The organism is Scandinavium lactucae, assembly GCF_033843265.1.
Lineage (GTDB): Bacteria > Pseudomonadota > Gammaproteobacteria > Enterobacterales > Enterobacteriaceae > Scandinavium > Scandinavium lactucae.
Genome location: NZ_JAWXRD010000002.1, coordinates 327,688 through 352,754, shown reverse-complemented (window position 1 = coordinate 352,754; position 25,067 = coordinate 327,688). Strand labels below are relative to the sequence as shown.

At 54.4% G+C, this 25,067-nt stretch carries 25 protein-coding genes; 8 read left to right on the top strand and 17 right to left on the bottom strand.

From position 1 onward, the window contains the following. The 5 genes from ribD (at position 1) to pgpA (ending at position 3,638) form a co-directional block, all read left to right on the top strand. Positions 1–1,104: a bifunctional diaminohydroxyphosphoribosylaminopyrimidine deaminase/5-amino-6-(5-phosphoribosylamino)uracil reductase RibD gene (gene ribD, locus SIK69_RS03630; RefSeq protein WP_319785425.1), complete on the top strand. Its 1,104-nt coding sequence runs from the start codon at positions 1–3 to the stop codon at positions 1,102–1,104. Between the two features lie 86 nt (positions 1,105–1,190). Further along, positions 1,191–1,661, top strand: a complete 471-nt coding sequence (ribH, locus tag SIK69_RS03625; protein ID WP_110511509.1) for a 6,7-dimethyl-8-ribityllumazine synthase — start codon at positions 1,191–1,193, stop codon at positions 1,659–1,661. 20 nt (positions 1,662–1,681) lie between these two features. After that, positions 1,682–2,101: a transcription antitermination factor NusB gene (gene nusB, locus SIK69_RS03620; RefSeq protein ID WP_110511508.1), complete on the top strand. Its 420-nt coding sequence runs from the start codon at positions 1,682–1,684 to the stop codon at positions 2,099–2,101. 69 nt (positions 2,102–2,170) lie between these two features. After that, the gene (thiL, locus tag SIK69_RS03615; RefSeq protein ID WP_319626685.1) at positions 2,171–3,145 is read left to right on the top strand and encodes a thiamine-phosphate kinase; all 975 of its coding nucleotides are present in this window, start codon (positions 2,171–2,173) and stop codon (positions 3,143–3,145) included. Next, entirely contained in the window at positions 3,066–3,638 is a 573-nt protein-coding gene (gene pgpA, locus SIK69_RS03610) for a phosphatidylglycerophosphatase A (RefSeq protein WP_374941296.1), read from the top strand. The genes thiL and pgpA overlap by 80 nt, the downstream gene beginning before the upstream one ends. A gap of 37 nt (positions 3,639–3,675) precedes the next feature. Here pgpA and SIK69_RS03605 read toward each other — a convergent pair whose 3' ends face one another. From SIK69_RS03605 to xseB, 4 genes are read right to left on the bottom strand one after another with little or no spacing between them, the layout of a single operon-like run. Beyond that, positions 3,676–4,650, bottom strand: coding sequence for an aldo/keto reductase (locus SIK69_RS03605; RefSeq protein ID WP_319785424.1), 975 nt, complete (start codon positions 4,648–4,650; stop codon positions 3,676–3,678). A gap of 59 nt (positions 4,651–4,709) precedes the next feature. Continuing rightward, entirely contained in the window at positions 4,710–6,572 is a 1,863-nt protein-coding gene (dxs, locus tag SIK69_RS03600) for a 1-deoxy-D-xylulose-5-phosphate synthase (protein ID WP_319785422.1), read from the bottom strand. Positions 6,573–6,591: 19 nt separating this feature from the next. Then, the gene (gene ispA, locus SIK69_RS03595; protein WP_319785421.1) at positions 6,592–7,491 is read right to left on the bottom strand and encodes a (2E,6E)-farnesyl diphosphate synthase; all 900 of its coding nucleotides are present in this window, start codon (positions 7,489–7,491) and stop codon (positions 6,592–6,594) included. A gap of 3 nt (positions 7,492–7,494) precedes the next feature. After that, complete coding sequence (xseB, locus tag SIK69_RS03590) at positions 7,495–7,737, bottom strand: exodeoxyribonuclease VII small subunit (RefSeq protein ID WP_319626690.1); 243 nt, start codon at positions 7,735–7,737, stop codon at positions 7,495–7,497. Between the two features lie 199 nt (positions 7,738–7,936). Between xseB and thiI the strand changes: the two genes are divergently transcribed. Then, positions 7,937–9,388: a tRNA uracil 4-sulfurtransferase ThiI gene (gene thiI, locus SIK69_RS03585; protein ID WP_319626972.1), complete on the top strand. Its 1,452-nt coding sequence runs from the start codon at positions 7,937–7,939 to the stop codon at positions 9,386–9,388. A 98-nt stretch (positions 9,389–9,486) separates the two neighbouring features. After that, positions 9,487–10,224 (top strand): GntR family transcriptional regulator, encoded by a 738-nt coding sequence (locus tag SIK69_RS03580; protein WP_319785420.1) that lies wholly within the window; start codon positions 9,487–9,489, stop codon positions 10,222–10,224. Between the two features lie 32 nt (positions 10,225–10,256). On the opposite strand, the gene SIK69_RS03575 is transcribed toward SIK69_RS03580, so the two are convergent. From SIK69_RS03575 to panE, 5 genes are all read right to left on the bottom strand, one after another. Beyond that, entirely contained in the window at positions 10,257–10,979 is a 723-nt protein-coding gene (locus tag SIK69_RS03575) for a glucosamine-6-phosphate deaminase (protein WP_319785419.1), read from the bottom strand. Beyond that, positions 10,976–12,304, bottom strand: coding sequence for a 6-phospho-beta-glucosidase (locus SIK69_RS03570; protein ID WP_319785418.1), 1,329 nt, complete (start codon positions 12,302–12,304; stop codon positions 10,976–10,978). The genes SIK69_RS03575 and SIK69_RS03570 overlap by 4 nt, the downstream gene beginning before the upstream one ends. Positions 12,305–12,316: 12 nt before the next feature. Next, positions 12,317–13,585 (bottom strand): PTS sugar transporter subunit IIC, encoded by a 1,269-nt coding sequence (locus tag SIK69_RS03565; protein ID WP_319785417.1) that lies wholly within the window; start codon positions 13,583–13,585, stop codon positions 12,317–12,319. A gap of 208 nt (positions 13,586–13,793) precedes the next feature. Beyond that, positions 13,794–14,384 carry a protein deglycase YajL gene (gene yajL, locus SIK69_RS03560; RefSeq protein ID WP_319626695.1) on the bottom strand — a complete coding sequence of 197 codons (591 nt, stop codon included), beginning with the start codon at positions 14,382–14,384 and terminating at the stop codon, positions 13,794–13,796. Next, the gene (gene panE / locus SIK69_RS03555) at positions 14,344–15,258 is read right to left on the bottom strand and encodes a 2-dehydropantoate 2-reductase (protein WP_319626696.1); all 915 of its coding nucleotides are present in this window, start codon (positions 15,256–15,258) and stop codon (positions 14,344–14,346) included. Before panE ends, yajL begins: the two co-directional genes overlap by 41 nt. A gap of 149 nt (positions 15,259–15,407) precedes the next feature. Here panE and SIK69_RS03550 point away from each other — a divergent pair, with 149 nt between their 5' ends. Further along, positions 15,408–15,899 (top strand): YajQ family cyclic di-GMP-binding protein, encoded by a 492-nt coding sequence (locus SIK69_RS03550; RefSeq protein ID WP_319626697.1) that lies wholly within the window; start codon positions 15,408–15,410, stop codon positions 15,897–15,899. Positions 15,900–15,964: 65 nt separating this feature from the next. On the opposite strand, the gene SIK69_RS03545 is transcribed toward SIK69_RS03550, so the two are convergent. From SIK69_RS03545 to SIK69_RS03510, 8 genes are all read right to left on the bottom strand, one after another. Continuing rightward, positions 15,965–17,329, bottom strand: coding sequence for an MFS transporter (locus SIK69_RS03545; RefSeq protein WP_319626698.1), 1,365 nt, complete (start codon positions 17,327–17,329; stop codon positions 15,965–15,967). Between the two features lie 147 nt (positions 17,330–17,476). Then, the gene (cyoE, locus tag SIK69_RS03540; protein ID WP_319626699.1) at positions 17,477–18,364 is read right to left on the bottom strand and encodes a heme o synthase; all 888 of its coding nucleotides are present in this window, start codon (positions 18,362–18,364) and stop codon (positions 17,477–17,479) included. Positions 18,365–18,375: 11 nt separating this feature from the next. After that, positions 18,376–18,702 (bottom strand): cytochrome o ubiquinol oxidase subunit IV, encoded by a 327-nt coding sequence (locus SIK69_RS03535; RefSeq protein ID WP_319785416.1) that lies wholly within the window; start codon positions 18,700–18,702, stop codon positions 18,376–18,378. Further along, positions 18,702–19,316, bottom strand: coding sequence for a cytochrome o ubiquinol oxidase subunit III (locus SIK69_RS03530; protein ID WP_319626701.1), 615 nt, complete (start codon positions 19,314–19,316; stop codon positions 18,702–18,704). The genes SIK69_RS03535 and SIK69_RS03530 overlap by 1 nt, the downstream gene beginning before the upstream one ends. Continuing rightward, complete coding sequence (gene cyoB / locus SIK69_RS03525) at positions 19,306–21,297, bottom strand: cytochrome o ubiquinol oxidase subunit I (RefSeq protein WP_319626702.1); 1,992 nt, start codon at positions 21,295–21,297, stop codon at positions 19,306–19,308. Before cyoB ends, SIK69_RS03530 begins: the two co-directional genes overlap by 11 nt. A 19-nt stretch (positions 21,298–21,316) precedes the next feature. Further along, positions 21,317–22,261 (bottom strand): cytochrome o ubiquinol oxidase subunit II, encoded by a 945-nt coding sequence (gene cyoA / locus SIK69_RS03520; RefSeq protein ID WP_319626703.1) that lies wholly within the window; start codon positions 22,259–22,261, stop codon positions 21,317–21,319. 469 nt (positions 22,262–22,730) lie between these two features. Further along, positions 22,731–24,206: a muropeptide MFS transporter AmpG gene (gene ampG / locus SIK69_RS03515; protein WP_319626704.1), complete on the bottom strand. Its 1,476-nt coding sequence runs from the start codon at positions 24,204–24,206 to the stop codon at positions 22,731–22,733. 44 nt (positions 24,207–24,250) lie between these two features. Next, positions 24,251–24,829 carry a lipoprotein gene (locus SIK69_RS03510; protein WP_319626705.1) on the bottom strand — a complete coding sequence of 193 codons (579 nt, stop codon included), beginning with the start codon at positions 24,827–24,829 and terminating at the stop codon, positions 24,251–24,253. Between the last annotated feature and the right edge of the window lie 238 nt (positions 24,830–25,067).

Below are 25,067 nucleotides of genomic sequence, written 5' to 3'. Positions count from 1 at the left end.
ATGCACGACGAAATGTACATGGCGCGCGCGCTAAAGCTGGCGAGTCAGGGACGGTTTACCACCCATCCGAATCCGCGCGTCGGCTGTGTGATTGTGAAAGACGGTGAAATCGTCGGGGAAGGTGCCCATTACCGTGCCGGGGAACCGCACGCCGAAGTCCACGCCTTGCGCATGGCGGGCGAGAAAGCTAAAGGCGCGACCGCCTATGTCACCCTCGAACCCTGCAGCCATCATGGGCGCACGCCGCCGTGCTGCGAAGCGCTGATTACTGCTGGCGTCAGCCGAGTGGTCGCCGCCATGCAGGACCCGAATCCGCAGGTGGCGGGGCGTGGGCTGTATCGTCTGCAACAGGAAGGCATCGAGGTCAGCCACGGGCTGATGATGAGCGAAGCGGAAGCCCTGAATAAAGGCTTCCTCAAGCGGATGCGCACGGGTTTTCCTTATATTCAGCTTAAGCTGGGTGCGTCGCTGGATGGCCGCACGGCAATGGCCAACGGTGAAAGCCAGTGGATAACTTCCCCGCAGGCACGCCGCGACGTGCAGCGTTTACGCGCGGAAAGCCACGCGATTTTGACCACCGACGCGACGGTGTTGGCTGATAATCCGGCCCTGACCGTGCGTTGGAACGAACTCAATGCTGAGGTGCAGGCGCGCTATCCGCAGGAAAATCTGCGCCAGCCGATCCGCGTTGTTATTGACCGGCAAAACCGCGTCACGCCTCAGCACCGCCTCGTGCATCAGCCGGGCGAAACCTGGTTTGCGCGCTGCGAAGCAGACACCCGCGAATGGCCGGAAAATGTGCGCAGCCTACAAATCCCGGAGCATAACGGTCATCTCGATTTAGTCCTGCTGATGATGCAACTGGGCAAACAGCAGATTAACAGTCTGTGGGTGGAAGCCGGCCCAACCTTGGCCGGTGCGCTGTTGCAGGCGGGACTGGTCGATGAGCTGATTGTTTACGTTGCGCCTAAACTGTTAGGCAGCGATGCCCGGGGATTATGTGTCCTGCCAGGGCTTGAGAAACTGGCCGATGCGCCCCAATTTAGTTTCAGCGAGATACGTCCGGTCGGGCCGGATCTCTGTTTGCATTTAATCCCGGCGTAAGGCAGTCCGAAATAGGGAAGCCGCGCGTGAATTATTATGATAAAATCCGCCCCCCTCGGGGTAAGTCGAATCCCAAAAGGAAAAGTATGAACATTATCGAAGCTAACGTTGCTGCCCCGGACGCTCGCGTCGCCATCACCATCGCGCGTTTCAACAACTTCATCAATGACAGCCTGCTGGAAGGGGCGATTGACGCTATGAAGCGTATCGGTCAGATGAAAGATGAAAACATTACCGTGGTTTGGGTTCCAGGTGCGTATGAACTGCCTCTGGCAGCTGCCGCTCTGGCGAAAACCGGTAAATACGATGCGGTTGTGGCACTCGGCACCGTTATCCGTGGCGGTACAGCTCACTTTGAATACGTGGCCGGTGGAGCAAGCAACGGTCTGGCGCAGGTTGCGCACGACAGTGAAATCCCGGTCGCTTTTGGCGTTCTGACCACCGAAAGCATCGAACAAGCCATCGAACGTGCTGGCACCAAGGCCGGTAACAAAGGTGCAGAAGCTGCACTGACCGCGCTTGAAATGATCAATGTATTGAAAGCCATCAAGGCCTGATTTTTTGTAAGGGGAAATCCGTGAAACCTGCTGCTCGTCGCCGCGCCCGTGAGTGTGCTGTCCAGGCGCTTTACTCCTGGCAGTTATCCAAAAACGACATCTCTGATGTTGAATATCAGTTCCTGGCGGAACAGGACGTGAAAGACGTCGACGTCGTGTACTTCCGTGAACTGCTGACCGGAGTGGCGACCAACAGCGCGTATCTCGACGGCCTGATGAAACCGTACTTGTCCCGTCTGCTGGAAGAACTGGGTCAGGTAGAGAAAGCCGTGCTGCGTATTGCCCTGTTCGAACTGGCTAAGCGTGACGATGTGCCGTACAAAGTGGCCATCAACGAAGCTATCGAACTGGCGAAAACCTTCGGTGCCGAAGACAGCCATAAGTTTGTTAACGGCGTGCTGGATAAAGCAGCTCCGGCGATCCGTCCCCGCAAAAAGTAATCTGCAGGCCGGAGAGTGCGGTTTTCCCGCGTTCTTCGGCCTTCTCTTTTCTCTGCTGAGGCATGACGTATGGCATGCGGCGAATTTTCCCTGATAGCCCGTTATTTTGACCGGGTTCGACGCTCCCGTCTTGATGTTGAAACCGGTATTGGTGACGACTGCGCACTGCTTAATATCCCTGAAAAACAGACTCTGGCGATCAGCACCGATACGCTGGTATCCGGCATTCATTTTCTCCCGGATATCGATCCCGCTGATTTAGCCCGTAAGGCGCTGGCGGTGAATTTAAGTGATTTGGCCGCAATGGGCGCAGACCCGGCGTGGTTGACGTTGGCGTTAACGTTGCCTTCGGTCGATGAAAGCTGGCTGGCCGCTTTTAGCGATAGCCTGTTTGAACAACTTAATTATTACGATATGCAGCTGATTGGCGGTGATACCACCAAGGGGCCGCTGTCGATGACGCTGGGCATTCATGGCCTGGTGCCGGAAGGCCGGGCGCTGAAACGCTCGGGTGCAAAACCTGGCGACTGGATTTACGTCACTGGCACGCCGGGTGACAGCGCGGCGGGGCTGGCGATTTTGCAGGACCGTTTGCAGGTCGACAATCAGCCGGACGCAGACTATTTGGTCAAGCGTCATCTGAATCCGACCCCGCGTATCCTCACCGGACAGGCGCTGCGTAATCTGGCGCATTCGGCTATCGACTTGTCCGACGGTCTTATCTCCGACCTGGGCCACATTCTGAACGCCAGCGAATGCGGGGCCAGGATTGACCTCGATTCACTCCCGTTTTCAGATGCCATGAAACGTCACGTTGACCCCGATCAGGCGTTGCGCTGGGCACTGTCTGGCGGTGAAGATTATGAACTCTGTTTCACCGTACCGGAACTGAATCGCGGCGCGCTGGACGTGGCGCTGGGGAATTTCGGCATGGGCTACACCTGCATCGGCCAAATCAGCGCCGATGTGGAAGGTTTGCATTTTCAGCGTGACGGTAAGCCGGTTACGCTCGACTGGAAGGGGTACGACCATTTTGCGCAGTAGAGACGTAGCAAAAAGCCGCCTGAGTATGCTCAACCCGTGGCATCTGCTGGCGACTGGATTTGGCAGCGGGCTCAGCCCGATTGTGCCGGGTACAATGGGCTCGCTGGCGGCGATTCCCTTCTGGTATCTGATGACCCTCTTGCCATGGCAGCTCTACTCGCTGATGGTGATGTTCGCCATCTGTATCGGGGTGTATATCTGCCACCGTACGGCGAAAGATATGGGCACTCACGATCACGGCAGCATTGTCTGGGATGAGTTTGTCGGGATGTGGATTACCCTGATGGCGTTACCTACTAACGACTGGCAGTGGGTCGCCGCCGGATTTGTAATTTTCCGTATTTTCGATATGTGGAAGCCGTGGCCAATCCGCTGGTTCGACCGCAACGTGCACGGCGGGATGGGCATTATGGTCGATGATATCGTCGCGGGGATTATTTCTGCCGGGTTGCTGTATGTGATTGGCCATCACTGGCCGATGGGAATTATTTGATAAAACCCTCACCCCTTTGAGGTGAGGGTAATCGTGCCTATTTAAACCCCACCACCGGATGCGGTTGATAAGGGGTTTCCAGCTCGGCAATCTGCTCGGGCTTGAGCGTAATATCCACCGCGTTCAGCAACTCATCCAACTGTTCTTCTCGCGATGTGCCGATGATGGGCGCGGCCACGCCGGGTTTACTTAATAGCCACGCCAGCGCCACCTGTGCCCGCGTCACATCCAGTTCCTCGGCGATATTCGCCAGCCGCTCGGCAATCTGTGCATCATTTTCGTCGGTGGTGCTGTAGAGCGTTTTACCGACTTCATCAGACACCACGCGGGCGGTGGTTTCGCCCCACGGTCGGGTCAGACGACCGCGTGCCAGTGGGCTCCACGGGATGACTGCCACGCCTTCCTGATAACACAGCGGCAGCATCTCGCGCTCTTCTTCGCGATAAATCAGATTGTAGTGATCCTGCATGGTGACAAAGCGTGCCCAGCCGTGCTGTTTCTGTAAATCCAACGCTTGGGCAAACTGCGAGGCATGCATCGAGGATGCGCCGATGTAACGCGCTTTCCCGGCTTTCACCACCTCATTCAGCGCTTCCAGCGTTTCTTCAATCGGCGTGTCGTAATCCCAGCGGTGGATTTGCAGCAGGTCGACATATTCCATGCCCAGCCGTGTCAGGCTGTCATCGATGGAACGCAGAATCTGCGCTCGCGATAGCCCCTGGGTTAAATCACCTGAGGGATAGTAAACCTTAGTGGCGACCACAATCTCGTCCCGGCGGGCGAAATCACGCAATGCCCGGCCAACAATTTCTTCGCTGCTGCCGTCGGAATAGCTGTTGGCGGTATCAAAGAAGTTAATCCCGCCTTCCAGCGCGCGTTGGATAATAGGGCGACTGCTCTCTTCCGGAAGCGTCCAGGCATGGTTGCCACGATCGGGCTCGCCAAAGGTCATGCAGCCGAGACATAACCGGGAGACGTTGAGGTCGGTCGTTCCTAATTTATTGTATTGCATGGTTCCACTCCTGCGATGAACATAATAATAAGCATAGCAGGAGCGGAAAGGGGGAGGGATCAGGCCAGCCAGGCGCTAATTTTGGCTTCGATTCCGGCTGCGTCGAGGCCGATGTCAGCCCGCGCTTCTTCCTGCGTACCCTGCGGAATAAAGAAGTCCGGCAGGCCAATATTCAGCACTGGCACAGGTTTACGGTGCGCCATCAGCACTTCATTCACACCGCTGCCCGCGCCGCCCATGATGGCGTTTTCTTCCAGCGTGACCAACACCTCATGGCGTGCGGCCATCTCCAGAATCAACGATTCATCCAGCGGTTTCACAAAGCGCATATCGACCAGCGTGGCGTTGAGTTTCTCTGCCACGATGGCGGCGTCTGCCAGCAGGGTGCCGAAGTTCAGAATGGCAATTTTCTCACCCTGGCGTTTAACGATACCTTTGCCTAACGGCAGTTTTTCCAGCGGAGCCAGCGCAACGCCGGTGCCACTGCCGCGTGGATAGCGCACCGCACTTGGGCCGTCGTTATAGTGATAACCGGTGAACAGCATCTGGCGACACTCGTTTTCATCACTCGGGGTCATGATGACCATATCCGGGACGCAGCGCAGATAAGAGAGATCGAACGCGCCCTGGTGCGTTTGCCCATCGGCACCGACGATACCCGCCCGGTCAATGGCAAACAGCACCGGCAGTTTCTGAATGGCAACGTCGTGGATAACCTGATCGTAGGCACGTTGCAGGAAGGTCGAATAAATCGCCACTACCGGCTTGTAGCCGCCAATCGCCAGACCCGCCGCGAAGGTGACCGCGTGCTGTTCGGCAATCGCGACATCGAAATACTGGTCGGGGAATTTCTTCGAAAACTCGACCATGCCGGAGCCTTCACGCATCGCCGGAGTGACCGCCATCAGCTTGTTGTCTTTGGCTGCGGTTTCGCACAGCCAGTCGCCGAAGATTTTTGAATAGCCCGGCAGGCCGCCGCTGCTTTTTGGCAACACGCCGCTGGTGTGGTCGAATTTCGGCACCGCGTGGAAGGTGATCGGATCTTTTTCCGCTGGCTCATAGCCACGACCTTTTTTGGTCATAATGTGCAGGAACTGCGGGCCTTTCAGGTCGCGCATGTTCTTCAGCGTCGTAACCAGGCCCAATACGTCGTGCCCGTCAACCGGGCCAATGTAGTTAAAGCCGAGTTCTTCAAACAGCGTGCCGGGCACCACCATGCCTTTAATGTGTTCTTCAGTGCGTTTGAGCAGCTCTTTGATGGGGGGAACGCCGGAGAACACTTTCTTGCCGCCTTCGCGCAGCGAAGAGTAAAGCTTGCCGGACAGCAACTGCGCCAGATGGTTATTCAGTGCGCCGACGTTTTCGGAGATAGACATTTCGTTATCGTTCAGGATAACCAGCATGTCGGGCTTGATATCACCCGCGTGGTTCATCGCCTCAAAGGCCATCCCGGCGGTGATCGCACCGTCGCCAATGACGCACACGGTACGGCGCTGTTTGGCTTCTTTTTCTGCGGCGACGGCGATGCCAATCCCGGCGGAAATGGAGGTAGAGGAGTGCCCAACGCTCAACACGTCGTACTCGCTTTCACCGCGCCATGGGAACGGATGCAGTCCGCCTTTTTGGCGAATGGTGCCAATTCTGTCGCGACGGCCAGTCAAAATTTTGTGTGGGTAAGCCTGATGGCCCACGTCCCAGATCAGCTGATCGAACGGGGTGTTATAGACGTAATGCAGCGCCACGGTGAGTTCCACCGTACCAAGCCCGGAGGCAAAGTGTCCGCTGGAGCGGCTCACGCTGTCGAGCAAGTAGCGACGCAGTTCGTCGCAGAGCTTCGGCAGGCTCTCTTTTGGCAGCAGACGCAATTCCTGAGTGGATTCCACCAGTGCCAGCGTCGGGTATTTGGCTATATCAAAACTCATCAGAAGCTCACAAGATGTTTTATTTATCGCGCTGAATAATGTAATTCGCTAGCGCTTCCAGTGCCGTGGTGTCCAGAGACTGCGCGGCCAGTACGGTTAAGGACCGGTGGGCGTCATCAATCAGATCACGGGCTTTACGTTGGGCTTGCTCAAGGCCCAGTAGGGCAGGATAGGTGCTTTTGCCAAGTTGCTGATCGGCACCCTGGCGCTTGCCGAGGGTCGCAGTATCCCCTACCACATCCAGAATGTCATCCTGCACCTGGAATGCGAGACCGATGCTCTCGGCGTATTTATCTAACACCGGCAGCGCGGCCATGCCTTTTTCTCCGGCGCTCAATGCACCCAGGCGCACGGCGGAACGAATCAACGCCCCGGTTTTATGGCGATGAATGCGCTCAAGGGCGGCTAAATCAACCTGCTTGCCTTCGGCCTCTAAATCTAACGCCTGACCGCCGCACATCCCCGCCACGCCGCTGGCTTGCGCCAGTTCAGACACCATCGCCAGACGGAAACGATCGGCCACTTCCGGCATCGGTGCATCACTGAGTATAGAAAATGCCAGCGTTTGTAACGCATCACCGGCCAGAATCGCGTTGGCTTCGCCGTATTTAATATGGCAGGTCGGCTGACCACGGCGCAGATCGTCATCATCCATCGCGGGCAGATCGTCGTGGATCAATGAATAAGCGTGAATGCATTCTACCGCTGCGGCGGGCGCATCCAGCGTAGAAAGACTGACGTTGAACATGCTACCGGTGGCGTACACCAGGAATGGGCGCAGACGCTTACCGCCTAAGAGTGCACCATAATGCATGGCTTCAACCAGCGGAGTGTTCTGAAAGGGCTGCGGGGCGATGAACTGACGCAGTGCTTCATTGGCCCGCTCAACGCAGGCCTGTAACTGTTGCGAGAAATCCATTTTTTACTCGGCGTCCGGCGTGAAGGGAGTCAGCGGGGCATCTTCGTTATCGGCCAGCAGGATCTGTACCCGCTGTTCGGCCTGTTGCAACTTCACCTGGCCCTGACGCGCCAGCTGCACGCCGCGCTCAAATTCGTTCAGCGCGTCTTCCAGCGGCAAGTCACCGTTTTCGAGACGGGAAACAATCTGCTCAAGTTCAGTCAGTGCGCTTTCGAAACTGGCTGGCGCTTCATTTTTCTTTGGCATAGTGAATGTTTGACTCTTGTTATGTCGCGACTTGCCTATGGTAGCGAAGTCCTGCTCTGGTTTAAATAACGCATAATGGTAACGCGCAGGTTCACCGCGATGGTGGTATACTTCCGCGCCTGGATGCAGCCGGGAAGTCATGGCTGCTGTATTTTTTGTCTACAGACCCGAATGGGTTTGCCAACGAACCATTGCCGCCATGAAGTTTATCATTAAATTGTTCCCGGAAATCACCATCAAAAGCCAATCTGTGCGTTTGCGCTTTATAAAAATTCTGACCGGGAATATTCGTAACGTTCTTAAGCAGTACGACGAGACGCTTGCCGTCGTTCGTCACTGGGATCACATTGAAGTCCGTGCTAAAGACGAAGATCAGCGTCCGATTATTCGCGATGCGCTGACTCGTATTCCCGGTATTCACCATATTCTGGAAGTGGAAGACGTCCCGTTCACCTCGATGCACGACATTTTCGAGCAGACGTTGCCGCTGTGGCGCGAGACGCTGGAGGGAAAATCGTTCTGCGTGCGCGTGAAGCGTCGCGGTAAGCACGATTTTTCCTCCATTGAAGTTGAGCGCTATGTGGGCGGTGGGCTGAATCAACACATCGAAACGGCACGCGTGAAGCTGACCAAGCCAGACGTCACCGTGAATCTGGAAATCGATAACGATCGTCTGCTGCTGGTCAAAGGCCGCTACGAAGGTATCGGCGGTTTCCCAATCGGTACTCAGGAAGATGTGCTGTCGCTGATCTCCGGTGGTTTTGACTCCGGCGTCTCCAGCTACATGCTTATCCGTCGTGGCTGTCGCGTGCATTATTGCTTCTTCAATCTTGGCGGTGCCGCGCATGAAATCGGCGTTCGTCAGGTGGCGCATTATCTGTGGAACCGCTTCGGCAGTTCGCACCGGGTGCGTTTTGTGGCGATCAACTTCGAGCCTGTTGTCGGCGAAATTCTTGAGAAAGTCGACGACGGACAGATGGGCGTGGTGCTCAAACGCATGATGATGCGTGCGGCGTCTCAGGTGGCAGAACGCTACGGCGTGCAGGCGCTGGTGACCGGCGAAGCGCTGGGCCAGGTGTCCAGCCAGACCTTGACCAACCTGCGTCTGATCGACAACGTTTCCGATACGCTGATTCTGCGTCCGCTGATTTCCCATGATAAAGAGCACATCATCGATCTGGCGCGTGAAATCGGTACCGAAGATTTTGCCCGCACCATGCCGGAATACTGCGGCGTGATTTCGAAGAGTCCAACCGTTAAAGCGGTGAAGGCAAAAATCGAAGCCGAAGAGCAGAACTTTGATTTCGCGATCCTCGACAAAGTGGTGGCGGAAGCCAACAACGTCGATATCCGCGAAATTGCTCAGCAGACCCAGCAGGAAGTGGTTGAAGTCGAAACCGTCACTGAGTTTGCCGCCACCGACGTGGTGCTCGATATTCGTTCGATTGACGAGCAGGATGACAAACCGCTGAAGCTGGATGGTGTGGAAGTGGCATCACTGCCGTTCTATAAACTCAGCACTCAGTTTGGCGATCTCGACCAGAGCAAAACCTATCTGCTGTGGTGTGAGCGTGGCGTGATGAGCCGCCTGCAGGCGCTGTATCTGCGCGAGCAGGGCTTCGCCAATGTGAAGGTCTATCGCCCGGAATAAGCAGTAGAACGCAAGCCCGGTGGTACTCTGTTTACCGGGCCTGCGTGGAAATGTAGGCCGGGGAAGCGTCGTGCGCCACCCGGTATTTGTCCGAGGTCATGATGCAAAAAGTACACAAGTACATTGAGATTAAGGAACGCATCAAGAGCGATATCCTCAATCACGTCTACAAAAAAGGTGAAAGCATTCCCTCCGAGCGCGAGCTGGCGAGCCTGTATGGCGTCACCCGGGTGACGGTGCAGAAAGCGATGGATAACCTGGTGCAGGAAGGGTTTATCGAGCGCATTCACGGCAAGGGGATGTTCGTGCTGAAAAACAGCGCCACCAATGTGTACCTTTTGAATAATGAAACCAGCGACAGCATTCTTGGTTTTTCCCGCGAATTTCAGGGACGCGTCAGCGTCAGCAGTCAGCTTTTGGCCTTCAGCCTCATTCAGGCTGATGCCACCTTAGCGCAGCACCTGGAAATCCCTGCTGGAGACAACGTCTGGTTTATTCGTCGTATTCGTTTACTGGACGGTAATCCGGTGCTGGTGGAAGACAGCAACATTCCACAGCGCGTGATTGCGACTATCCCGGAAACGACGCTCAAAGAAGGCTCGCTGTACGGCTATATCGAAGAGTATACCGGTAAGAAAATCAAAGACGCCGACTCGATTATTGAAGCGGCGCTGTTTGATAATGAGCTGGCGTCGTTACTGAATATCACACCCGGTCAGCCGATGCTGAAAATTACTGAAGTGACCCGCCTGGCCGATAAAACGGCGTTTAACTATTCCATCAGCTACAACCGGGCCGATATTTTCCGGGTCAAAAACCTGCGTATCGAACGCTAACAGGCGCAACACGACCTGCCAGACGACGCGTGTTACAGCGCGCTTGCCGCCGCGTTATCCACATATAAACTCGCCTGTGCCACGGTTTTCACCAGGGTTGACGGAATATCGCGACTCGCTGGATGATTCACCGTCTGCGCGACAATTGCTGCCTTCTTCTCACCGCTCGCCATGACCACGATATTCTTCGCGGCCAGAATGGTTTTTAGCCCCAGCGAAATACCCTGTTTCACTACGCGTGGGGTATCGAAATACTTCACCGACACCGCCTGAGTGACCGGATCAAGGTCAATCACATGGCAACTGTTATCCAGCGACGCGCCTGGTTCGTTAAAGCCGATATGACCGTTGATGCCGATACCAAGCACGATGCAGTCAATCGGCCCATGCTGCGCAATATACGCATCGACGCGCTGGCATTCGGCTTGTGGGTCAACGGTAAGCCCATCGAAGAAGCAAATTTGTTCCTCCCGCAGCGTCAGCTTATCGAAGAAATGATGCCAGACCATTTCGCGACAGCTGCCCTTATCGGCTTTACCGAGGCCTAACCATTCATCCAGCCCGAGAAACTGAGTATGCGAGAAATCCACGCTGCCCTGTTTTTGCGCCTCGACCAGCGCGGCAAACACCCCAAGCGGCGTGTCACCGCCTGCGATGCAGATCAGCGCCTGCGGCTTGGCCTTCACACAGTCAATGACTTTTTGCGCCACGGCCTGACACAGCTGCGGGTAATCTGGGGAAATATGCGTTTTCATGCCTGTTCCTTAGCGTTAGGGGAATACTGCGGTAAATAGCGTTGATTCACTTCCAGATATTCATCCAGAATTTTTTCCGCCAGCGTAGCGGACGGCATCAGTGGGTTAATGGTCAGCGCCATCAGGGCAGTGCTGTAATCGCCAGTGATTGCTGCTTCCACCGCCAGTTCTTCATAGGCTTTCACGCTCTGGATCAGACCGCGAATTTTGACCGGTAACCGCCCGTAGGCCAAAGGATGCGCGCCCTGACGGTCGATAACGGCGTTAGTTTCCAGTGTGACGTGATCCGGCAGATCCGGCGTCGCCCCATTGTTTGGGGTGTTGACCACGTGGATCTCTTTCTTGTCGTTATAAATCGAACTGATGATGGAACAGGCGGTGTCGGAGTACCAGGCCCCGCCGCGCTTTTCCAGTTCTTTCGGTTTATGGGCGAGATGCTCATCCTGATAAAGCTCAAACAGGCGGTGTTCAATCTCGCGGGTTTGTTCCCCACGCGTGCCTTTAGTGCGGGCATCATTCTGCGCGGCCTCGACCATTTCGCGGGTCAGGAAGAAATATTTCAGGTAGGAAATTGGGTACATATGTAGGGCTTTAGCAAAGCGTGAGGAGAAGCCGATATCCGGGATGTTTTTCAGTGAGTTGCTGGCGCTGCCCAACGCCAGTTTTTCCATGAAATCCTCGGTGTAATCTTCACCTTTAATGAAAATCTGATCGGCAAAAATGAGGTGGTTCAGCCCCATGATACGGGCGTAAACGTCTTTCTTCTCAACCTCATAAGCTTTAGCGATGTCCATCAACATGCTGTTAGCGCCGCTGCAAATGCCGATGCTTTTGATGTTCGAATGCCGGGTAATGGCTTCGGTGACGATCCCTGCCGGATTGGTGAAGTTAATCAGCCAGGCGTCCGGGCAGTAGGTTTCCATATCGCGGCAGATATCCATCAGCACCGGAATGGTGCGCTGGGCCTTCATAAAGCCGCCGGGTCCCGTGGTTTCCTGACCGAGCACGCCATATTTCAGCGGGATTTTTTCATCGTTAATGCGTGCATCGAGGAAGCCTACGCGCAGCTGAGTGGTGACAAAATCGGCGTCCTTTAAGGCTTCGGCGCGGTCGAGCGTCAGGTGAATGTTCATCGGGATCCCGGCTTCTTTTACCATCCGCTGCGCCAGCTTGCCGACAATCTCTAGTTTCTCTTTGCCTTCCTCAATGTCCAGCAGGTAGTAGTCGGTGACCGGCAATTCATCATAACGCTTGATAAAGCCGTCGATCAGTTCCGGGGTATAGCTTGAGCCACCGCCGATGGTGACAATTTTGAGCTTTTTCATCAGGTATCCTTTTTACAATGCGGAATCAGTATTCAGTACGGAATCAGGGGCGCTCTGTTGTTCTTGCCGCTCTTTTTGTAGCTGCTGGCGCTCAAGCAGTTTGAAGAACGGGAAGTAGATAGCCACGGAAATGACGACGGTACAAAGCGACCACAACACCGCCGGAATATTGCCTCCGGTCACAAACCAGGCGGCGAGGATCGGGGGCATGGTCCAGGGAATTTGCAGCACCGGGCGACCGATGATGTCGAAGTACATCAGGCTGTAGGTGGAAATACACAGCAGCATCGGCGTCAGGGTGAAAGGGATCATCAGCAGCGGGTTGAAGACAATCGGGCAGCCAAAAATAACCGGCTCGTTGATGCAAAATACCGCCGAGGGCAGGGACAGTTTCCCGACCGATTTATACAATTTGCTGCGAGAGCGCAGCATCGCCAGTACCAGACCCAGCGTGGCCCCGGTGCCGCCGATGCACATAAAGACAATGTAAAAGCCGTCGGCGGTAATGTGGGGAATGGGCTGGTGGTTTAAATACGCCTGAGTGTTTTCGGCGATGTATTTAAGGAAAATCGGACTGGTGATGCCGGAGAGGACGTTATCGCCGTGTATCCCGCAGCACCACAGCAGTGAGATCAGGAAGATAAGCACCAACATCCCCGGGAGCGAGCCGAGTCCGCTGACCAGCGGGCTGAGGAGCTGGGTAAAGAATTGGTTGATATCAAAGCCAAGCATTACTCTGACAAACCACACCAGCGTAATCGTCACCGCCGCCGGGATCAGGCTGGCAAAAGATTGCGCCACCGCGGGGGGAACGCCATCCGGCAGCTTAATCACAATCTCATGAGTGATAAACCAGCGGATGATATACACCGTCAGCACCGCCAGAATGATCGCGGAGAACAGGCCCGCGGCCCCAAGGTTATCGACGTTCAGCTGATATTTGTCGTTCAGCTGCGCCAGCAGAAACACCACCAACGTGACCGCGCTGCAGGTTATCGCATTCAGCTTGTACTCTTTAGCCAGGTTGTAGCTGATGCCCACGGCGGAAATTACGCCTATCGCGCCAAAGGTGACGGCCACCGGGGCGCTGATTTTGTCGGCCCATGAACCTAACCATTCACTCCAGCCGGGGATCGGTAAGTTAGCGATGATCAGGAACAAGCTGCCAGTGATGGTAAACGGTAGCGTCAGGGCAATCCCGTTACGCACCGCGACCAAAATTTTGTTTTCACCAATCCGGATGAGGATTGGGATGATCTTGCTCTCAATGAAGGTAACCACGGGTGACTCCTTTTGTTAACTGGACTAGACCAGTTGCAAGTGAGTTTTCCATGGAATATTTTGGCTGTCAAGGTGAGGGATTTAAGGTGTGAAGAGCTAATCATATGAAATTAAAGGAGTTATAGATGAGAGTGATTGCGTTGAGGAAAAATTAATCGCAGAAGTGTGAGCGCCGCCACGGGCGTGGCGACGAAAAAAAGACGAAGGGTTACTCGTAGTAGTTGTAAATTCCGGCGGCCATCACCAATTGGGAAGAGACTTCCCAGGCTTTTTCACGGCTCACCAGTAGGTCGATCAGCTTCAATCCGAAGTCGATGCTGGTGCCCGGCCCTTGGCTGGTTAGCAGATTTACGCGGGGATCCCAAACCACACGCTTATCCTGCCACTGATCGTCCGGAATGGTCTCTTTTAACCCCGGATAACCGGTCATATTGCCGATAGGGAAGATCTCGTGTGGCACAAGCACGGTTCCAGCGGCGGCACAGATAGTGGCCACGATCCGGCCGGAGCGGTGGAACTGTTTGACCGTTTCGACCAGTAGCGGACTATCACGGAAACATTCGGCACCTTTCAAACCACCCGGCAGAATAATCGCGTCATAATCCCCATCAGCGACCTGTACCAACGGCGCATCGGCTAACAGTTTCACGCCGCGTGAACAGGTGATAACCAAATCCCCATCGCTGGCGACGCTGGCGGTCGTGACCTTAACACCGCCGCGAACCAGCAGATCGATGGTGGTCACCGCTTCCATTTCTTCACTCCCAGGGGCGAGACAAACCAGCGCTGATGCGCTCATACGTATTCTCCTTACGTTTAATCTGTTCAAACAGACGGGCATTCTCCGGCACGGCAATTCCGTGGGCGCGGGCCCGCTTTAGCAGGTAGCCACTGATGTAGTCAATTTCCGTCTGGCGCTGGGCACGAACGTCCTGCAACATCGATGAAATATTGTTGGCGGTGCTGTCAATGACCTGCCAGACGTACTTAATTAAATCGTCCGGGCTGGAGTGCAGCCCTTCACGTTGCATCACCGCCGCCACTTCCGTGCTGATGCGCGTCACTTCTTCAGGATGATCGCGCAGCTGGCCATTCGGGCAATCGTACAGTGCGGTCAGCGGGTTGATGACGCAGTTCACTGCCAGCTTACGCCAACTGGCGTTGTTGATATCGTTATGCCAGGCGACTTCTGGCAGCGCGGCGTGCAGCGTATCCGCCAGGGCGCTGTACTCCTGCGCGAGGGTGTTTGCGGGCCCAATGTGCGTGGTGCCATTAGCGGTATGAATAATCAGGTTACCATCGCGGCGTGCGGCCTGAATGGTCATTCCGAGCAGCAGCGGCTGTTTAAGCGAGCGCAACTCTTCCTGGGTGCCCATTCCATTGTGGATGAGCAGAATCGGGCTGCTAGCGGGCAGGCGTGCCGCCAGATTTTTCACCGCCGTTGAAACCTGCCAGGCTTTTAATGTCACCAACAGTAAATCGCTGCTGGCGAGAAAATCAGGATCGTTGGCGGTCAGCAGTTCGTTGAAGACGCTCCCGTCTGTCTCTTGCAGATTCACACTGCACCATGGGGCTGGCACGCGTAGCCAGCCCTGGACTTCATGGCCTTGCCGGTACAGCGCGGTCAGCCATAATTGTCCCAGGGCACCGCATCCGAGCACGGTTATCTTCATTGTTCCTCCTCACCTGCTGCGGGATCAGGCGTTATGATACTATTATAGCGCCGACGGCACGTCCGCAGTCACCTCACCGGGATAACAGGTTGTGTTCTTTAACGTTGCGGGTATTATGCATCGCAACAAAAAGAGAGGGAGAATAAAATATGCCATCTTTCGATATTGTCTCTGAAGTTGATCTTCAGGAAGCTAAAAACGCGGTCGATAATGCGGCCCGTGAAGTGGAGTCGCGTTTCGACTTCCGCGGGGTAGAGGCCAGCATTGAGCTGAACGAAAAAAACCAGACCATCAAAGTACTGAGCGAGTCTGATTTCCAGGTTAACCAGCTACTGGATATCCTGCGCGCCAAGCTGCTCAAGCGCGGCATTGAAGGTAACTCCATCGAAGTACCGGAAGAGTTTGTCCACAGTGGCAAAACCTGGTTCGTCGAAGGAAAGCTGAAAACCGGCATTGAAAGTGCCGTTCAGAAGAAAATCGTAAAGCTGATTAAAGACAGCAAACTGAAGGTGCAGGCGCAGATCCAGGGCGAAGAAATTCGTGTCACGGGTAAAGCGCGCGATGACCTGCAGGCCGTGATGGCGCTGGTACGCGGTGGCAACTTAGGCCAGCCGTTCCAGTTCAAAAACTTCCGCGATTAATAAAAAAACCACCTCGCATGAAGGTGGTTTTTCGTGAGACACCTGGCGGGGATTACCCCGCTTTTTTATGCCCCGGCGACCGCCTGTTCCACTTCAAAGCGGTTGGTTACTTTGCTGTCAATTTTGACGTAGGCAGAGCGTTCGGCGGCGACAACCAGCACTTCTTTCACCCCGTCTTTTGCTAACAGGCGCGCTTTCAGATTTTCATCGGCGTCGACATCATCCGGAATGCTTACCCGCAGGCTGCTGACGTAAGGCGGTTCCTGCATCGTCATGGCAATCAGTAGCCAGAGGGTAGAGAGCAGTGCGCCCATCAGGAACACCGTCTGGGAATCAAAGAATCCGTCGAGCCAGCCGCCCAGTGAGCCTCCGATGGCCACGCCGAGGAACTGGCTGGTGGAGTAAATCCCCATCGCCGTGCCCTTATAACCCGCCGGAGATTCTTTGCTGATAAGCGACGGCAGGAGGGCTTCCATCAGGTTAAAGGCGAGGAAGAACAGCTGCACACCCGCCACTAGTTCCCAGAAGTAAGCCCCGGCTCCCCAGAGCACGATTTCGGCTATCAGGATAATGGCGATGCAGACCAGGAACACGCGTTTCATGCGGCGCTTTACTTCGGCGTAGATGATGAAAGGCACCACCGACACAAACGAAATAAGCATGGTCACCAGATAGAGTTTCCAGTGCTCTGCTGCCGGGAATCCAGCGGCTTCCAGCTGGCCGGGCAGGGCGACAAAGGTCGACATCAGCAGAATGTGCAGACACATAATGCCGAAGTTTAGCTTCAGCAAACGCGGCTCCATCAGCACTTTACTGAAACAGCCTTTCACCATCCCGGATTCGCGGTTGAGAACGTGGTTTTCGCTGTCAGGCACCACCCAAATGGTGAGCAGAATGCCGAGCGTCGCCAGGCCGGAGATCATCCAGAACAGCGCGTGCAGGCCAAGCTTATGCGTGACTATCGGGCCGAGTACCATCGCGATAGCAAAGGTGACGCCGAAACTGACGCCGATAAACGCCATCGCTTTGGTACGGTTTTGTTCACGCGTCAGGTCAGAGAGCAGCGCCATAACGGCGGCGGCAATCGCCCCGGAGCCTTGTAAGGCACGGCCTAGAATAATTCCCCAGATAGAATCTGAGAGGGCAGCGATCATGCTGCCGAGCACAAAAATGAGTAATCCGCCGACAATCAGCGGCTTGCGGCCAATACGGTCAGACAGCAGGCCGAATGGGATCTGGAAGACCGCCTGGGCCAGCCCGTAAATGCCGATAGCGAGTCCAATCAGCGCTTCGCTGGCACCTTGCAACGCCATGCCGTAAGTAGTCAGAACGGGCAGAACCATAAACATGCCGAGCATGCGCAGAGAGAATACGGTCCCTAAACCCCAGGTCGCGCGCAATTCGCCTGGCGTCATCTTAAAATCGTTCATTTCCACCTCAGGATAAAATCAGCGCTTAGTGTAAGGCCGGGGAAGGGCAGGGTAAACAAGCGGTTGTTTAACAAATATTACATCGAGAAGCATTGAATCTGGCAATAAAAAAGGGTGCCGAAGCACCCTTTTTAACCCCGTGATGACTTACCAGACGTAAGCCAGCAGAGGGTGTGAATCCGGCACCATAAAGTCGACGGACATCATTACTGACAGTGAGGTGATGGCCACGATAGAGAACACGAACAGCTTACGCGCCCAGACTCTGTCGTCAGCCACTTTGTACCCACGCAACGCCATGCCGAGCCACCAAACGCTGACCGCAGCAGCCACTACCAGATATTTATATCCGGCGTAGCCGCCCAGGGACAACATCAGGGTCGCAACAGCAAATGCAATGATGTAGAGCGTGATGTGGTGTTTGGCAACGGAAATCCCCTTAACAACCGGCAGTACCGGGATGTTAGCCGCCTGATAATCCTTAAAGCGGAAAATCGCGATGGCGTAGGAGTGCGGCATCTGCCACAGGCTGAAAATAGCCAGCAGGATAGCCGCGCCGCTGTCAAAGTTACCGGTTACCGCGCAGTAGCCAATCACCGGCGGCGCAGCGCCGGAGAGTGAGCCAATCAGCGTGCCGTAAACGGAATGGCGCTTCATGTACAGGCTGTAAACGCCAACATAAACCACGAAGCCCATCACGCCCAGCCAGCACGCCAGCGGGTTGGCACCAAACCACAGGAGCATAAAGCCAGCAATACCCAACAAGGTGGCATACACCAGCGAAACGTTCGGAGAAATCAGGCCTTTAACCAGCACCCGATTTTTGGTCCGTTCCATCTTCCTGTCGATATCCCTGTCGATGTAGTTGTTAAACACACAACCGGACGCAACGACCAGCGACACGCCGACCAGGGTATAAACGAACAGCGGATAGTCGATGCTGCCTTTTGAAGCCAGCAGGAAACCGCCGATCACCGAGATCAGGTTACCGAAGATGATGCCAGGTTTTGTAACTTGCAGGTATTGCTTAAACATACTCGCCGCTCTTATCGAACCATCATGTTGTAGTTAAGGTTCCACATGATCCAGATTGAACCTATCACCACAATCGCAATGATTAGCACAGTAAAGATGAAGGCCGTCATATTCCAACCCTCATCTGACTTGGAGTTCATGTGCAGGAAGCACACCAGATGCACCACAATCTGAACTACCGCAGCCGCCAGGACACAGGCAATCATGGCCATGTGGGACGCAGATCCGTTCATCACCATCGCAAACGGGATAGCCGTCAGGATGATCGACAGGATAAATCCTGTCATGTAGGTTTTGACGCTACCGTGGGATGCGCCGTGATCGGTTGAATGACTCATTACATCGCCCCCATCAGATAAACTACAGAGAACACACAGATCCACACCACGTCCAGGAAGTGCCAGAACAAGCTCAGGCACAGGATACGGGTACGGTTAGTACTGGTCAGGCCGCGACGGCTTATCTGGAACATCAGAACGGCCATCCAGATAAGACCCGAGGTCACGTGCAGACCGTGAGTGCCGACCAGCGCAAAGAACGCGGACAGGAAGCCACTACGATCCGGACCCATGCCTTCGGCAATCAGGTGATGGAATTCATAGAGTTCCATCCCGATGAAGCCTGCACCAAACAGCCAGGTCAGCGCCAGCCAGGAGATAACCTGGCTTTTATTGTTCTTATACATGGCGATAGCCGCCATGCCATAAGTAATGGAGCTGAACAGGAGCAGGGCGGTTTCGACCAGTACAAACGGCAGCTCAAAAATGTCCTTACCTGCCGGGCCACCCGCGGTGTTGTTAACCAACACCGCATAGGTCGCGAACAGAATAGAGAACAGAACGCAGTCGCTCATCAGGTAGATCCAGAAGCCGAAGACTTTCATCGGCCCTGTATCGTGATGCCCATGTTCGTGCGCGTGGGCATGCGCGTTAGTTAAAGTATCAGTTGCCATTTTTCAGCCCTGCCTTGGAGATCTCATCGAAATGCTGGTTTTCCAGTTTCTCGATTTCTGCAACAGGTACGTAGTAATCCACGTCCTCGTCGAAGCTCTTCACAATCCAGCTGATAACGATGCCGAGGAAACCAACGATCGCCATCCACCAGATATGCCAGATCATGGCAAAACCGAATATTGTTGCGAAGGCAGCAATGACGATACCTGCACCGCTGTTTTTCGGCATATGGATTTCTTCATAGCCAGTCGGTTTTTTGTACGCTTCGCCTTTCTCTTTCATTTCCCAGAACGCGTCACGCTCATGAATGTGCGGCACGTGGGCAAAGTTGTAGAACGGCGGAGGAGAGGAGGTTGCCCACTCCAGCGTACGGCCACCCCATGGGTCACCGGTCAGGTCACGGTTCTGTTCGCGGTCGCGAATAGACACGTAGTATTGAATCAGCTGACACAGGATACCGCAGGCAATCAGCGCCGCACCGCACGCAGCCACAACCAGCATTGGGTGGAACTGCGGGTCAATCTGCTGGCTCAGGCGACGGGTCATACCCATGAAGCCAAGCACGTACAGCGGCATAAATGCAACGAAGAAGCCGATGATCCAGAACCAGAATGCGCGTTTGCCCCAGGTTTCGTTCAGCGTGAAGCCGAACGCTTTTGGCCACCAGTAGGTGATCCCTGCGAAGCAACCGAACACCACACCACCAATGATTACGTTATGGAAGTGGGCAATCAGGAACAGACTGTTATGGAGTACGAAGTCCGCACCCGGCACCGCCAGCAGAACGCCGGTCATACCGCCGACCGAGAAGGTCACGATAAAGCCGATGGTCCACAGCATCGCTGAGTGGAACACGATACGACCCTGGTACATGGTGAACAGCCAGTTGAAGATCTTAACCCCGGTAGGGATTGCGATAATCATGGTGGCAATACCGAAGAAGGCGTTTACGTTCGCGCCCGCACCCATAGTGAAGAAGTGGTGCAGCCAAACGATGAACGACAGAACGGTAATACACACGGTTGCCCACACCAGAGAGGTGTAACCAAACAGACGCTTACGCGAGAAGGTTGCCGCAACTTCAGAGAACACGCCGAAGACGGGCAGAACCAGAATGTACACTTCCGGATGGCCCCAGGCCCAGATCAGGTTGATGTACATCATCATGTTGCCGCCCATTTCGTTGGTGAAGAAATGGGTACCGAGATAACGGTCAAGCGTCAGCAGCGCGATGGTGACAGTCAGGATCGGGAATGAAGCGATAATCAGGATGTTTGCGCACAGAGAGGCCCAGGTAAATACCGGCATCTTGAACATGGTCATGCCAGGCGCACGCATCTTGATAATGGTCACGAAGAAGTTGATACCGGTCAGCGTAGTACCAATACCGGAGAGCTGAAGTGCCCAGATCCAGTAATCTACCCCGACGCCGGGACTGTACTCAATGCCTGACAGCGGCGGATAGGCCAGCCAGCCGGTCTGTGCGAATTCGCCCACACCGAGAGACAGGTTAACCAGAATCACACCGACAACGGTGAACCAGAAGCTGAGGTTGTTCAGGAACGGGAACGCAACGTCGCGTGCGCCGATCTGCAGAGGAACAACCACGTTCATCAGGCCGATAACCAATGGCATCGCTACGAAGAAGATCATGATAACGCCGTGGGCGGTAAAGATCTGATCGTAGTGGTGAGGTGGCAAGAAGCCGGCTTCACCCGCCGAGGCAAGAACCTGCTGGCTACGCATCATGATGGCATCTGCGAAGCCACGAATCAGCATCACGATACCGACGAGGCAGTACATCACGCCCAGTTTTTTGTGGTCAACCGAAGTTAGCCACTCTTTCCAAAGGTAGCTCCACTTACCGAAGTAAGTGATCAGGCCCAGCAGGGCCGCACCACCGATGATAATTGCAGCCACCGTAACCACGATAATGGGTTCATGGTAGGGCACTGCATCCAGTGTCAATTTTCCGAACATCGTTTTCTTCCTCGGCCCCTTAGTGAGCGGTTTCCGCGTGGCTCATGTCCATGCCTTCCATCCCTTCGTGTGAGGCGTGCTCACCGGCAGGTTGGCTCATGTCCATGTGACCGTGACCCATGTATTTGTTAATAACGTCTTTAAACAAATCGGGTTTCACGCTGGAGAAATATTCCACCTTGTTGTACTCGCTCGGCGCAGCCAGTTTCTCGTAAGCGTCCATATCGTTCATGGTGCTCTGAGACTGTTTCACCTTCGCGACCCACTGGTCGAACGTAGCGCGGTCAGGTGTTGCAGTTGCTTTGAACTTCATACCAGAGAAGCCCTTGCCACTGTAGCTGGCGGAGATACCGTCGTAGGTGCCCGCTTCGTTGGCAATCAGATGCAGGTTTGTCTGCATACCGGCCATCGCGTAAATCTGGCTTCCCAGACGCGGGATAAAGAACGAGTTCATCACGGAATTGGAGGTGACTTTGAACTGAACCGGAACGTTCGCCGGGAAAGCGATTTCGTTAACGGTCGCAATGCCCTGCTCCGGATAAATGAAGAACCATTTCCAGTCCATGGAAACCACTTCGATAGTGATTGGCTTCTCGTCATGGGCCAGCGGTTTGCTAGGCTCAAGCGCGTGAGTGGTTTTCCAGGTCAGCACAGCAAGGAACAGGATGATAAGGATAGGCACCGTCCAGACCACAGCTTCCACTTTATTGGAGTGTGACCAGTTAGGGCTATACTTCGCATCTTTGTTGCTCGCACGGTATTTCCAGGCGAAACCAACAGCCATTAAGACGGCGGGAATCACGACGATTAACATCAGGCCAAATGCCGTCAGTATCAGCGAGCGTTGCTCCAGTCCAATCTGTCCTTTGGGGTCAAGTAGCGCAGAATCACAGCCACTGAGTAAAACAGTGCCTGCGATTAATGACAACCATCCCAAACTTTTATTGTATTTCCTGAGTCTCATGTAACGACCTCAATTCCACGGGATTTGGTGGCGTTTAAAGTGTGGGGGCATTTTACGGGAAGGTTACATTACTGTAAACATGATTGAGGAAGTGTCTTTGGGGTGTTACCGGGTTCTGCCGGGGCTGTCACAGATGTTGCTGATTGTGTCCAAAATCCAGGCGGATAGCGCATTACACCGGGGTTATAACCAAACGGGAAAGAATGAGAGGGTTTCACTGGGAATGAGTATAAACAATGCCAAAAAAGCACAAATGATTAACAAATAATTATCAAATTCACGACATGACAAAAACAAAAAAATAATCCGCCAGTAGCTGAATCGGTTAAGGAAATATGCCGAAATTCAAAAAGCGCCAGTAATTTCCGAATTTATATAACGCACAAAATAACAATCGGAAAAAAAGAATGAAACAACGCCGTTATAATTACTGGAAGTAACTACAATGGCGTGTTCGATTATTTCTTGTTCATGCCAGATGGGTTTTCCGTAATGCCAGCGCATCAAGAACGCCACCCAAAACGATGCCGAAGATGGCTATCAGGGCACCGATTTCGAGCAGGCCCGTCAGGAAGGAGAAGGCGGTCAGGTCGAGCGCGTTCAGAATTAGCAGCAGCAGCCAGACACCCAGAATCAAACAGCCAATGCCGAGGATCTTCAACGCCACAGAATACCCGGCTTTAAATTCGGTGCGTGGCATAAAGCTTTCACTCTGCCAGGTGTATTCCAGCGTTTGCCGACACAGTAGCAGCAGTAACAGCCCTGGGATGGCGGCGAACACCGAGAACAAATAGAACGTTGGCCAGCCATGGGCTTCAACAAACCAACCTGCGATTGGCCCAACGTACACCCGACCGACTGCAGAGAGCGCCGACAGCAACGCAAACTGCGTCGCCGAGAAGGACTTATTACACAGCGTCATTAATAAGGCGACAAACGCCGATGTCCCCATCCCACCGCACAGGTTTTCGAAGAAGACTGCGGTGCCCATGCTCAGCATGCTTTTGTCAGTAATCGACAGCAACCAGTAACCGGCATTCGATGCGCCCTGCAAAATGCCGAATATCAGCAATGCCCGGAACAACGATAAACGTTGCATCAGCACGCCGCCATACAATGCCCCGAGGATGGTGGCAAATAGCCCAAGCGTTTTATTCACCACGCCGACTTCACCCGCGTCAAAACCGACCCCTCTAATCAGGAAGGTGGTGGTCAGGCTCATCGCAAAGGCATCGCCGAGCTTATAAAGGACAATCAGCAGCAGAATCAGCCACGCATTATTACGGCCAAAGAAATCACGCAGCGGTTCGGCCACCGCCTGTTCCAGCGTTTTGGGAGCGGGAATGACGTCGCTCGGTTCAGGCGCGAAAAGGGTGGCGATGATGCACGGGATCATCAGGGCGGCCATCAGCCAGTACATGGCCTGCCAGCCCAGCCACTGATCCGCCAGCCACAGCGCCAGCCCACCGGACACCAGCATAGCCAGACGATAGCCGAGCACGCTGATAGCCGCGCCAGTGCCGCGCTCTTCCGGCGGAAGCACGTCGGTTTTCCAGGCATCGAAGACGATGTCCTGTGAAGCAGAGCAGAAGGCAATGACGACCGCGAGTGCCGCCATCCAGCGCAGCTGCGAGGAGGGTTCAAGGAAGCCCATCGCCGCGATGGAGAGTAATAACAGAACCTGCGTGGTCAGCAACCAACCACGACGACGCCCTAAAAATGGCGGCGTATAGCGGTCCATCATGGGTGACCAAAGGAATTTAAAGACGTAGGCCTGGCCGACAAGGGAGAAGAAACCAATGGTTTTAAGATCGATATTCTCAACCGTCATCCACGCCTGAAGCGTGCCGGAGGTCAGTGCCAGCGGTAAACCGGAGGCGAAACCGAGTATCAGCAGAATGGCTGATTTGGGTTGCTGGAAAAAACGAAAGTAGTGATTAGGCATGTGCTTTGAAAACTGACCCGGCGCAGGGCCGGGTCAGTATTAACTTAACGCGCGTTCTGTTTGATGAAGTCGTGGACGCTGGTGTCCTGCGCCATATCGGAAATGGTATCCGTCAGTACGCTGTTAACCGCATTGGCAATGTTCTGGTTGTTAGCGGTGAACGCCCCTTCAACCTGATAGCTTGCGCGGTAGTTTTTGGTCATCTTGTTACCGTTTTTGGCGGTAGCGATGATAGCGATGTCGGCTTTGGTCGCGATGTTGTAACGCACGTTGCCCTGCGTCACGTCGGCATACAGATTGTTAACGATGATTTGCAGGTCAACGGCACCGTTAGGTCCCACCATGTAGCCGCGTGCGGTCATCTGCTTCTCAAGCACTTCCTGCAGCAGGAAGCGCAGGTCACGGGAAGCGGTCAGGGTCACCAACTGATTATCGCGGGTCACTTTCGCCAGCGCCTGGTCCGGACGCTGATCCGCGCCGTTAATGCTGACGGTTACACCCATCAGACTTGGATCCTGTGAAGGCAGGGTGATTTTGGGGGAAACATCAATCGTGGTCTGCGGCTTGGCACAACCGGCCAACATAAACATCGCAACCAACGGGAAGAGGATTTTTTTTAACATGTTCAGACTCTCAGCGTCACTGTGGTTCAACGGGCGAAAAATTCCCGCCATCATAACATTGCCACCGGCGAGGGGAAGTGGGCAACGCATGTAAATTCATCGTGTTGAGCGTTTTCTGCACGCAAGTATGATTTCGACCTCTTTTTTGAGAGGGATCCTACAGAAGAGTCCGTAAAGTTCATCCATTTGACTGAGAAAAAAAGACGAAAGCTAAATTTTTGTTGTCTTGATGTAATGG